Origin of the sequence: Pseudotamlana agarivorans, assembly GCF_001642835.1 — a bacterium.
Taxonomy (GTDB): domain Bacteria; phylum Bacteroidota; class Bacteroidia; order Flavobacteriales; family Flavobacteriaceae; genus Pseudotamlana; species Pseudotamlana agarivorans.
Genome location: NZ_LXEI01000001.1, coordinates 405,902 through 418,893, shown reverse-complemented (window position 1 = coordinate 418,893; position 12,992 = coordinate 405,902). Strand labels below are relative to the sequence as shown.

General features: G+C 37.4%; 5 protein-coding genes. 2 read left to right on the top strand and 3 right to left on the bottom strand.

Going from position 1 to position 12,992, the window contains the following annotated elements; all coding sequences use genetic code 11:
• Nucleotides 1-58 precede the first annotated feature (58 nt).
• Together A6I66_RS01720 and A6I66_RS01715 are read left to right on the top strand one after the other, a co-directional pair.
• Nucleotides 59-955 carry an SMP-30/gluconolactonase/LRE family protein gene (locus A6I66_RS01720; protein ID WP_067145596.1) on the top strand — a complete coding sequence of 299 codons (897 nt, stop codon included), beginning with the start codon at nt 59-61 and terminating at the stop codon, nt 953-955.
• An 11-nt stretch (nt 956-966) separates the two neighbouring features.
• Entirely contained in the window at nt 967-3,213 is a 2,247-nt protein-coding gene (locus A6I66_RS01715) for a glycoside hydrolase family 3 N-terminal domain-containing protein (protein WP_084399394.1), read from the top strand.
• Between the two features lie 574 nt (nt 3,214-3,787).
• Here A6I66_RS01715 and A6I66_RS01710 read toward each other — a convergent pair.
• The 3 genes from A6I66_RS01710 to A6I66_RS01700 all read right to left on the bottom strand — a co-directional run bounded on the left by A6I66_RS01710 (nt 3,788) and on the right by A6I66_RS01700 (nt 12,843).
• The gene (locus A6I66_RS01710; RefSeq protein WP_067144996.1) at nt 3,788-5,326 is read right to left on the bottom strand and encodes a RagB/SusD family nutrient uptake outer membrane protein; all 1,539 of its coding nucleotides are present in this window, start codon (nt 5,324-5,326) and stop codon (nt 3,788-3,790) included.
• 20 nt (nt 5,327-5,346) lie between these two features.
• Nucleotides 5,347-8,373, bottom strand: a complete 3,027-nt coding sequence (locus tag A6I66_RS01705) for a SusC/RagA family TonB-linked outer membrane protein (RefSeq protein WP_067144995.1) — start codon at nt 8,371-8,373, stop codon at nt 5,347-5,349.
• A gap of 300 nt (nt 8,374-8,673) precedes the next feature.
• Complete coding sequence (locus A6I66_RS01700; RefSeq protein WP_067144994.1) at nt 8,674-12,843, bottom strand: hybrid sensor histidine kinase/response regulator transcription factor; 4,170 nt, start codon at nt 12,841-12,843, stop codon at nt 8,674-8,676.
• Nucleotides 12,844-12,992: the final 149 nt, after the last annotated feature.

Sequence of the window (12,992 nt, the reverse complement as noted above, 5' to 3'; positions counted from 1 at the left end):
CGTGTATTTGTTGGTTTGTATTTGTGTTTTTGGTTGCAAAACAGAAAAAAATAAGGATTTGGATATTAACCTTAAAGCGGATTTGGTCTATGATATCAATGCGCAATTGGGTGAAGGGGCGCTTTGGAATTATAAATCCCAAGAACTGTATTGGGTGGATATCGAAAACAAGACCTTGAACATTTACGATCCAAAAACGAAAACGAATACCGTTTTTAAAACCAAATCGCGCATAGGAACCGTCGTGCCTGTGTCTGAAAGTGAAGCATTAGTAGCGCAAGAAGATGGGGTGTACATTTTGAATTTGAATTCCGGAACCACTAACAGGTTTGTTAATATGGAAAACGAATTAGTAGGCAGCCGATTAAATGATGGGAAATGTGATCCTTCCGGACGCTTTTGGGTTGGGTCTATGCACTTAAATCAAGAGACTGGAAAGGCTAATTTATATTGTTTAAATGGTCGTGGGGAACTTGAGGTAAAATTGACCAATAGAACCATTTCTAACGGTATTGTTTGGACTTCAAACAAGAAAACCATGTATTACATTGATACACCAACTTCACAAATTAAAGCTTATGATTATGACGATGCCACCGCTACTATTTCAAACGAACGTGTGGTTGTTCAAATTCCAGTGGATTTTGGTTTTCCTGATGGGATGACTATCGATGAAGAAGACATGCTTTGGGTGGGGATGTGGAATGGTAATGGCGTGATACGCTTCAACCCTAAAACAGGAAAAGCAATTCAAAAAATAGAAGTGCCTGCTCATAATGTCACCTCCTGCGCTTTTGGAGGAGAAAACTTAGATGTGCTATATATCACCACTGCTTCGGTAGATATGACTGCCGAAGAAATACAAAAATATCCGCATGCAGGTTCCTTGTTTTCGGTGGTTCCTGGCGTAAAAGGGGTGCGTGCTAATTTTTTTAATAAACCCACTAATTACTAATCTCAAAACTTATGAAAAAGATAGTTTTTCTTTTATGTATACTAAGTGTCTTTTTGTTTTCATACACAAAAAAAACATCGATTAATAGCAACAATGAAGATCGATTTGTAAACGATTTGTTGGCTAAAATGACCTTAGAAGAAAAAATTGGGCAAACCAATTTAAGAGGTACTTCGAGTATGACAAAAGCCTTGCCAGAAGACCTAAAAACAGCCGTTAGAAACGGTGAAATCGGGGCTTTTTTAAATATTTCTAATTTAGATTATGTCGATGAGTTACAACGTATTGCCGTAGAGGAGAGTCCGAATAAAATTCCATTAATTTTTAGTCGCGATGTTATTCATGGTTTTAAAACCATTTTTCCTATTCCTTTAGGTATTGCGGCTTCCTGGGATACCGAAGTGGCTAAAAAATCTTCCGAAATTGCCGCTTTTGAAGCCTCAGCGATGGGCATACGCTGGACTTTTGCTCCAATGTTAGATATTGCCAGAGATAGCCGTTGGGGACGTATTGCAGAATCGCCAGGAGAAGATCCTTATTTGGCTAGTCTTTTAGGAAAAGCTTATGTAGAAGGTTTTCAAGGTGATGATTTAAGTAACCCTACAAGCATAGCGGCTTGTGCTAAGCACTATATTGCCTATGGAGCAGCCATTGGCGGTAGAGATTACAACACCGTAAATCTTAGTGAGCCTTTGCTGCGTAACGTGTATTTACCACCTTTTAAAGCCGCTATCGATGCTGGAGCGGCAACGGTAATGTCTTCCTTCAATGAGATTAACGGGATACCTGCCTCAGGGAATGCCTTTTTACTAAAAGAGGTGCTTCGTGACGAATTAAAGTTTGATGGCTTTGTGGTGAGTGATTGGGATTCTACTGAAGAAATGATTGCTCACGGATTTGCAAAAGATAAAAAGCACGCCGCAGAACTTTCTGCTAATGCGGGGATGGACATGGAAATGAATAGCACCTGTTATGCAGATAATTTGAAGCAACTTATTAAAGAAGGTAAATTTTCGGAAACGGAACTGGATACCTTCGTTAAAAACATTCTTCGTATTAAATACCGATTGGGTTTGTTTGAAAAGCCGTATCGTGATAAATCCCATACAGGAAATTATTATGCCGAAGCGCATATGCAAGAGGCTAAAAAGGCAGCTATAAAAAGCTCGGTATTATTAAAAAACGAAGACGTTTTACCTTTAGATAAAAATACGAAAGTTGCCTTAATTGGCCCGCTAGCCCATGCGCCACATGAGCAATTAGGTACTTGGACTTTTGATGGCGAAAAGGAACACACCATCACACCAGTAGATGCTTTTAAAGCAGCCAAAGTAAATGTTAATTTTGCAGCGGGTTTTACCCACAGTAGAGATCGATCAGATAAGGGGTTTCAAGAAGCGATTCAGGCGGCAAAAGCTTCCGATGTGATTTTGTTTTTTGGGGGTGAGGAGGCTATTCTTTCAGGGGAGGCTCATAGTCGTGCTTACATCAATCTGCCCGGCTCACAAGAGGCTTTAATCCACGAATTAGCAAAACTTAATAAGCCTATCGTTTTAGTGATTATGGCAGGAAGACCCATTTCAGTGTCTAACATTATGGATAAAACTGATGCGATTTTAATGGCTTGGCACCCTGGAACTATGGGAGGCGAAGCGCTTTATGATATGATTTATGGAGTTGCTGAACCTCAAGGACGTTTGCCGGTATCTTGGCCTAAAACCGCTGGACAGCTGCCTTATTTTTACAATCATAAAAACACAGGAAGGCCTGCATCAGCTGAAGAGTTTATTGAAATGGATTCTATTCCAATTCACGCGTGGCAAAGCTCCTTAGGTAACGATTCACATTATTTAGATGTTGGCTTTACGCCACAATATCCTTTTGGTTACGGCCTAGGGTATTCCAAGTTTAGTTATGAAAACTTGTCGATTTCTAAGGATACGATTGTTTTTAATGAAAAAATAACCATCAAAGCCAGAATCACCAATGTAGGGAAAAAGGCAAGTACCGAATTGGTGCAATTATATATTCAAGATGTGGTTGGGAGTATTACAAGACCTGTTAGAGAGTTGAAACGCTTTGAACATGTGTATTTAAAACCTGGTGAATCTAAAGAAGTTCGTTTTTTAATAAGTTCTAAAGATCTAGAGTTCGTAAACCATAGGATGGTTAAAGCTGCCGAAGCTGGAGATTTTAATGTGTGGATTGGTGAAAATGCAGCTTCTGGGTTAAAAACGGCATTCTATTTAAAGGAGTAGTTTTATTTTATTCATACAAGAATTTATTTTTTTGTTGTTTTAGTTTATGGTAATTAAGGTGGGGTTAAACCTGCCTTAATTTTTTTATGCCTTTTAGTTTGAGGAAAAAAGCTATGATTTTCTACGAATCAATAGGATTTATGATTCGTTTTGTCCTTTAATTTTGATCAAGGAAAACATAAGTTGGAAGATAGTATTAAGACTCAGTGTAATGGTATTGATATTTTATTCTTTTATGGTAGTTTGATAGGTATTGTAAAATCCTTTCAGAGGCTTAAATAGAGGTAAAAGGGGGTTATTTTAGCTGAATAATCAACTTGTTTTAAGTGAAATGGGGCTCTTTTTTTTGTAGGGTTGTTATCGAAATAAAAAAGAAACAGGAGGAGGATAATGTAACTATAGAATGGCTGAAACGTCATGTTCGTATTATACAAGTTCATCTATCTTCTTTTGACTTCACTGAATGGAGGTTGCTACTCGTAATAAAGTGATGGGTAAAAAAATAAGGCAGCAAGAAAAGTATTCCAGCTGCCTTATGAAACAAACAAACTAAACCAATTAATTATGTTTTTTCTTAGTAACCAGGGTTTTGGTCACTTTCATCTAATTCCGAATTTTTATCTATTTCAGTAATCGGAATGGGAAATAAGTCATTTTTAGACGAATATCCTGTGCCTGCTAATTCTGTTGAAGCTAAATCCCAACGAACTAAATCCCAAAAACGTTGGCCTTCAAAAGCGAGTTCTAAGAACTTTTCATTAACAATGGCATCAAACAGAGCCTCGCCTGAAATCGAAGGGTCGATATCACCTATATCAGCTCTATTTCTTACTTTATTTAATTCTGTTCTAGCCGCATCATCTTGCCCTAGTTTTTGATAGGCCTCTGCTGCTAGTAATAAGACTTCCGCGTAGCGCAATAATCTATAATTGGTGCTATAGTTTAATTCTCTAACACCATCTGGACTCGTATCTTCGGCTTTAGTGGCGTATTTTATTCTAATAGAACCTTCATAATCCCAAATAGCACCTCCAGTTGCGGCACTAGGATCTACAGCGCCACCAGCAGCAATGAGTTCGGCTTCAGTCATTAGAGAAGCTGCTTTTCTTTTAGTGTCTCCAGCATTTTCGAAAGCATTGGCTAGTTTTGCTGTTGGTAAGTTAAAACCCCAACCATTAATTAAGTCGGTACCAGTAAGATCAAAAATACCATCACCACGAGGTCCCATTAACTGGATGTGAATATTACTTTCGTTTCTTCCTCCCCAGTTAAAATTACCCCAGTCTCTTTGTGAGGTTGATATAAAGCCTAATTCAAATAAAGACTCAATACCAAATTCGTGGTTAATGTTCCAAACATCCTCTGGATTTGGTTCTAAGTCGTGTGACGGATTAGAAATGACACTGCTGAAAAAGGGAATAGCCTCGGCATATTTTTCTTGAAAAACTAACACCTTACCCATTAAGGCTTGTGCTGTACCTTTTGATACTCTAAAATCTTCGGTAGCCGATTTATCTGGTAGTGAAGCTATAGCATCGTTTAAATCGGATTCAATTTGTGTGTATATTTCTTGACGTGTTGATTTTGGAATGCCAAACTCATCTGTTTCCGAAGGAATGGTTAACCGTAAAGGCACATCACCAAACATGGTAGTCAATTCAAAATAACACCATGCTCTCATGAATTTTGCTTCCGCTAGAGCGGTGTCTTTATTACTTAGGCTACTGTCTTTAATGTTTTCGATAACCAGATTAGACAGGGCAATGGTGCGATAATACAAATCCCAAATACTAGTAATGGAAGCGTTAGAAGATGATACATCGGTATAGTCGTCAATATCTTGTAATTGTTGTTGATCTCCAGAGTTACTTCCTGCAGCATTGGAGGCGTCACTAGGGAGTAATTTTACTAAAAATGCGCTACTCCAGTCTTTACTGTAGTTGTGTTGCATTAAATCGTAAATACCTATTATAGCCGTTTCTACATTTTCTTCTTCAAGAAAATAGGTGTCTAGGTCTTCTACATTTAATCTCGGATTGGTGGTAAAATCATCGCTACATGACACCATACCAATACAGATTATTGCTATAAGAGTTATAATTGTTTTTTTCATAAAAAGTTAATTTTTTAGTATTAAAAGTTTAGCGATAATCCGAACAGAAGTTTAGCAGCTGTTGGATAAAAACCTCTATCGACACCTATCGAATCGTAATTAAAGTTTCCAATTTCTGGATCTAAACCACTGTATTTTGTAAAGGTGAAATAATCGTCTAACGAGAGATAAAGTCGTAGGTTTTTAATTTTCAACTGACTTAAAAAGGCCTCTGGCATGTTGTAACCTAGTTGAATTTGTCTGATTCGCATATACGAACCGTCTTCTACCACTAAATCGGTATCATAAGAGTCAATTACATTGGCAGCTCCAGGAAAACTAGCGTTATCACCAGGTTGTTGCCATCTGTTTTCATAAAAATGAATCGGTTTATTGGTGATTGGTCGAGATGGTTGGTGGTATACCGCTACGATATCGTTACCTGCAGTACCTTGAAATTGTAAATTAAAATCAAAAGCCTTGTAAGCTAAGTGGATGTTTCCACCATAAAGTAAGTCTGGATGCGGCGAACCAATGAAGGTCTTATCGGAATCGGTGATGGAACCATCATTATTTTTGTCAACTTTAATAACCTCACCAGTAGCCGAATCGATACCGTCTGTTTCAAACCCATAGAAATACCACGATGGCAAGCCTTCGGTAAATCGCGTAATACCATCGGCATTTTGAGGTGCTCCTGCTCCTACTAGGGACGCGCCTTCTGGAACGAATAAAATTTCTGTAACTTCATTTTTAAGGGTTGAAAGGTTTGCGCTTATGCTATAGCTAAATCCGCTAGTGGTGGTGTCGCTAAAACCGAGCTCAAATTCAAAACCAGAGTTTTCAATAGTTCCTGCATTAAATTCATTGGATAGAAAGCCTGCAGATCCTGGTGTAATTAACGAGCCATCTTCTACAATCGCATCTCTAGTGGTTTTTTTGTAGTAATCGGCCGTGAAAGAAAGCCTATTGCTTAGAGCTCTTAGGTCGATACCAACATCAAATTGTTCGGAGGTTTCCCATACTAAATTCGGGTTGGCATAACCGGTGATTTCTGCACCCTCGTTGCCTTCATAAATAATAGGAAGTTCGTTAACGATGTTGGTAATATAAGTTTTATCAGAATTACCTTTTAAGTTCGTTCGGCTACCATTTTGACCCCAACTTGCTCTAAATTTAAGATAGTTGAAACCAGCTTGTGTGTTCCAGAAGTTTTCATTTGAAATGATCCAACCTGCAGAGAATGAAGGAAAAACACCTGTTTTGTTATCTGTTGGGAATTTATCAGACTTATCTGATCTTACTGAAGCTTCAAATAGGTATTTATCGGCATAATCGTAAGAGAATCTACTGTAAAAAGACACCATGTTATCATAATATGGATCTACAATGTCTTGCTGCGTATTAAAACCGGGTAAGCTAAAATCCCATCCTGTAAAATCTGCAATAGCTACCGAGCCACTGTTTTTTAATGGAGTGTTAACCTCTTGGTCTTCGGCGGAATATCCTGCCAGTAATTTCATGTTATGTGATCCCAAAGATTTTTCATAGGTTAGGAAGTTTTCCCATAACCATCTCGTGCTTTCTACTTCTTCATGGGAACCTGTATACGTGGTGTTTGCGGCTTCTGAAGACACATAATATGGAATAATACGGGTTGTGGTTTTGGTGTCTTCTTGGTCGAGACCAAATCTTGAGGTTACCGATAGGCCTTTAGCTAAATTTAATTTTAAGTAGATAGAAGCCAAAAATTGGTTGCCGTCATAATTGGTTTTATCAATTTCATTAGCATAGGCAACTGGGTTTATAACTTCACCTGTTGAAAAAGCAGGGTAGCCGTAAACGTTACCGGCGCCATTGGTTAATAAAGGTACACCATTGTTATTAGCATTATCGATAACCGACTGTGGTACTTGTCCGTTGGGATAGGTAACAGGAGTTAAAGGATCAATGATTAACATGTTTTGAATAACACCTCTAGTATCGCTGTTTTCTTGAATCCCATTTCTATCGGATAGGGAATAAGTGGCGTTAAGTCCGATTTCAACAACCTTACCTAATTTACTTTTTAAATTGGTACGAAAGGTGGTTCTTGTAAAGTTCGAGTTTGATCTTCCAACGACACCATCTTGATCTAAGTGAGAAGCCGAAGCATAGTACATGAATTTCTCACTACCACCAGATACATTAAAATCGTAGCGTTGTAGCATGGCTGTTGAAAAGATTTCGTCCACCCAATTGGTGTTGTAGCCATTATCGGTTACTGTTCCAATTCCGGCTTCGTTCATATAGGTTTCAAACCGCGAAGCATCCATTAACTCCATGCTCGTATTTACAAACTGTACACCTGTTTGACTGTTAAATGAAAATCTTAAATCGCCAGCACGACCACTTTTAGTATTTATAATGATCACCCCGTTAGCACCTTCGGTACCATAAATGGATGACGAAGCGGCATCTTTTAAAATTTCAATGTTTTCAATATCTGAAGGAGCAATATCTTCTATTGATGAGGTTTTCATACCATCTACGATGTAAAGGGGTTCGGAATTACCACTGGAACCAGCTCCACGAATTCTAATTTTCGCCCCAGCACCAGGTGCTCCTGAAGATGATGATACAGTAACCCCAGAAGTTCGACCTTGAATGACTTGCTCCACTCTTTGGTCAGAAGAGGAACCAATGCGTTCATTGTCTATACTAGAAATAGCACCCGTAACCAAGCTCTTTTTCTTAGTACCGTAACCTACAACAACAACTTCATCCAGAACCGAAGTGTCCTCAGCTAAAGTGACGTTTAATGAGCTTTGCCCCGTATATTTTATTTTTTGTGATTCATAACCCACAAAGGAGAATACAAGGGTGCTTCCTGAACTGGTGTTTAATTCATAATTTCCGTCAAAATCTGTTACAGTTCCAATGGATGTTCCTTCAACTACAACATTCACTCCTGGTATAGGAAGTCCTGTTTTGTCGGAAACAGTTCCCGAAACTGATTGTGCATAAATGATACTGCCAAGTAATAAAAAGGCGGGAAGTATCAATTTTTTGAGTAATCTGTTTTTCATAAAGTTTAGCTAGTTTTTAAGTTATTACTATCCTTGTTTTAAAACACATATACAATAATGAAAAGAAGCAATGCTATAATGCATAGTATTAAAATGACTTCTCCGATTTTTTTGTATCTATTTGTTTTAAACATATCCCAAATGTTAAAAAATTATTAAATGAAATATGTAACCTTTAAAGCATGTGTTAGAAATTTTGTAGCAAAAGCCTTTCGTGACCGGGGTTTGCGACATTTGAATTAGATGGTGCAACAATTTTACTAACAGTGTGTTAAGGAGTGTTTAATGGCTTAAATGCTTTCATGAAGCTGTTTTGGTCTTTACTTCGGTAGGTAAAAAGCCAAAGTGGTTTTTAAAACATTTGGTGAAATAGGAGTGCGATGAAAACCCAGTAGCGTAACAAACTTTGCTAATATTAGTTTCGCCCATTTCTAAAATTTGCTTCGCTTTTTGCAGTCTAATATTTCTTAAAAACTCACTAGCCGTTTGATTAGTAAGGGCTTTAATTTTACGATAAAACTGACTTCTGCTTAAGTTGAGTTGGGAGGCCAAGGATTCTACATTTAAGTTCGGATCGCTAATGTTTTTGTTAATGTGATTTAGCACGTTTTCAATAAACTCTTTATCTAAAGGTGTGCTGTTTACGTCTTGTGGGACTTCGCTAATTACGCTAAAGTATTTATTAAAAATGAGTTGTCTGCTCGTGATAAGCTGAGCCAATCTCAGTTTAAGTAATCGTATGTTGAAGGGTTTTACCAAGTAGGCATCTGCTCCTGTTTCAATACCTTGAATACGATCTTCTACCTTGGCCTTGGCGGTAAGCATTAATACGGGAATGTGACTGGTACTTAAATCCTTTTTTAAATGTTGGCAAAATTCCATGCCGTCCATTTCAGGCATAACCACATCGGTAAGCACCACGTCCGGAAACGTTTCCTTGGCAATTTTTAGTCCCTCGGCACCATTGTTTGCAATGAGCACTTTATATTGCTTGCCTAACTCAAGCTTTAAATAAGCTCGAAGTTCTTGGTTATCTTCAACGACTAATATGGTGTGTTGTTTTTGAGCAGTACCTTCTAAGTGTTCTTCTTCCTCTTCCAATGTTACTGTTGGGACATAGGAGAAATCATCATCTTTAAGAAATTCAGAAGCATCATCAAAAATAATTTGGTTTTCCTCAAAGTGACTATAGCCTGTGGGTAGTAGTATTTTAAAAGTGGTGCCTTCACCAACTTTGCTACTTACTTCAATGTGGCCCTTATGTAACTGCACAAAGCTTTGTACGACTTCCAGACCAATGCCTGTGCCTCCAAAATAGGTTTTACTTTGGTTTTCTACTTGATAAAAACGTTCAAATATTTTCTCGGCTTCTTCAGGGTTTAGTCCAGGGCCCGTATCTGAAATAATAATTTCTACGGCTTGCACATTTTCATCCTTATTAGCCAAAGGCAAATGATATAACTGTTCAGTAGCTAATAAATCGATGTTTATAGCGCCACCTTCAGGCGTAATTTTAATGGCGTTAGATAGCAGGTTGAAAATGATTTTTTCCAACATTTTAATATCGGCCCAAACAGTTACATGGGGGTTGTCGGAATCGACGCTTAATAAGATGTTTTTATTAATAGCTTCTTCTTTAAAATAGCTCACGATGTTTTTTGTGAAATCAAGAAGATTTATTTCTCTGGCTTTAACATGAAGCTTATGCATTTCCAGTTTTCTAAAATCCATGAGCTCATTAATGAGACGGTATAAGCGATCTGCATTTTTATTAATAATGGCGTGTTTGTTTTTTACATGATGTGGTAAGATTAACTGCGTATCATGAATGAGATCTTTTAGAGGATTCATGATTAAAGTTAGTGGTGTGCGAAACTCATGTGAAATATTGGTGAAAAACTGAATTTTTTTCTGATTCAGTTCCTCTTGTTGTAAACGCTGCATGCGTTCATTTCTAATAAGTTCTTTTTCCTTTATTCTGCTTTGAGTAAGGTAGTTGAGGTAGTAGAAGCTAATTAAAAATAAGAGTACGTATAGGGTAATGGCCCAGTTAGATTTCCACCATGGCGGTAGAATTTCGATGCTTAATTCTAAAGGAGTTTCGGTCCAAACCCCATCATTGTTTGATGCTTTTAATTTAAAAGTATAGTTGCCCTGATCGAGGTTGGTATAGGTGGCACTGCGTTTTTGTCCTACATAATTCCAAGAATTTTCATAGCCCTCTAAATAATAGGCATAACTGTTTTTTTCGGGTCTGGTAAAGTTTATGCCGGTATATTCTATGGTGAAAACCGATTGCGCACTGTTAAGTGTAATGCTACTGGTTTCAGAAATGGATTTGTTTAAAGGCGAGTCATCTTGGTTGGGCGTCACCTTTTCATTAAATAATTTTAAATCGGTTAAATGTAAAATAGGAACCTTAGCATTGGTTTTTAGGTTGCTAGGGTGAAAATAATCCAGTCCTTTTAAATTTCCAAAGTAGAGCATATCTTGGCAGTCTTTTAAAACAGCTCCAGAATTAAAATCGTTAGAAAGCAAGCCATCGTTAATGGTGTAATTGGTATACCCTAAAGGATCCAATTCTATTTTTGTTAATCCGGAATTACCGCTAACCCAAATGTTGTTGTCGGCATCTTCAATAATGGCAGCAACGTTGTCTTCATCTAAACCATTTGATCTGTTAAACCATTCTAATTGTTTATTGGATGTATTGTATTGATAAAGACCTGTTCCTCGCGTTCCCACCCAAATATTAGCTTTAGAATCTTCGTAAATACTTAGGATGTAATTGGTGTTCGATGTGCTATTAAACGTTTTGTTTATTTTATCTGAAAAAGGAAGAATTTTCTTGATGCGCATGCCGTCTTTCTCAATTTTAAAAAGTCCGTCTACAGAGCCAAGCCATAAATCATCGTTGGTGTCTACAAGTACTTTGGAAACGTCGGTGGTGTTTAGTCGATGCTTCACAAAAGCTTCAGAATTGAAATGCTTAAAGTTTTGTGTTTTCGGATTAAAAGCATGGAGTCCCTGGAAGGAAGTGCCTATCCAAATGATACCTTCAGCGTCTTCAGTAATACTTCTAATGGTATTGGATTGTAATCCTTTGGCATTTTCTGTTGAATAGCAAATAAATTTTCTACTACCTTTCTTTAAAAAGAATAAACCATGATCCCAACTTCCGGCCCAAATGTTTCCGTTGGAATCTTTAAATAAAGACATGATATGGTTAGAGGCTAATCCAGAATACACACTCTGATCTTCGCTGTTTATATGTGTAATTTTATAGGATTTTGTGTTTAAAACATCGATACCTCCACCGTCGGTAGCCATCCAAAGATTTTCGTCTTCATCTTTTATAAGGGCCATTATGGAGGTGATTTTTAGTGAATTGTCTTTGTTTGGAGAACTTTTAATGTCCTCAAATTTGTCATATAAAGCATCACTAATGGCAACACCGCTATTAAAATAGCCCATCCAAATGCGACCATCATTATCTACGTATAATTTCCAAATGGAATTGTGTAATAAGCTGTTTTCGTCTTCCTTGCTATAGATGTAATTTTTAACAATAGCATCGTTGTGATCTAAATGAAAAAGCCCATCGTTTTCGGTGCCAACCATCATGGTGTCATCGGGTAATTGAGCTAGGGTGATGATTTTTTTAGTAGTTAATGAAATTTGTTTAACAGCAATAATGCTATAGTTCTGATTTTTATTCAAAGTACACTTATAAACCCCTTGGTTGGCTTGGGTACCAATCCATAAATGGTTATTTCGGTCGACCATAAGGGTCGAGATATCAGTTTCAAAACTGCTTTTGTCCTTAGTATAAAAATTGGTATGCACCAGTTTGTTTTCGGAAACATCAATTTCCTTTAAACCATAATTTGTGGCTACGTATAATTTGTTGTTGCCCACATGTTCAATACAGTTGGTGTTGATGCGATGCGATTCATCTTGAAAAGTCGAATTTGCCACTTTTTCAACTTTAAAGGTGTCGATGTTCAGTTTGTAAATACCATTACCATAGGTGCCCACGTATAGATGATTGGAGGCGTCTTCGGTTATGGTTGTAATTTTATCACTATTAGGATTGTTAGGATCTAGTATAAAGCGTTGAAATTGATCTGTGGCACTATGGTATAAGTCTAAACCGTTTTCGGTGCCAACCCAAAGTCTTTGTTTGCTATCAATAAAGGTGCAATCTACGCGGCTACTGCTTAAAGATGTGGAGTCGTTTAAAACATGTTTGTAGGAAGTGTAATTAATGCCATCAAATTTGAACAATCCTGTGGCATTAGTGGCAATCCAAATGAAGCCTTTGTGGTCTTGAACGATATCGGGAATTCCAACTTTGGGAATTCCTTCTTTGATACTTACAAAATCATATTGCTGCTGCTGGTTCTTCTTCTGAGCGTAGGAGTAAAAAACCCACAATAAAAGTAGGGATAAACATATGGTTTTTTTCATTAGTAAAGTGGTTCGTTGGATTTGTATTTAAAGATAAAGATAAAATTTAACAAAATTAGCTACTGAAATTAAACAAGCATCCATTGTAAATTATGTTGCATTTGGGTTGTAAATGTTGCATAATTAAGGGTTTGCGGATGTGTTGGCTT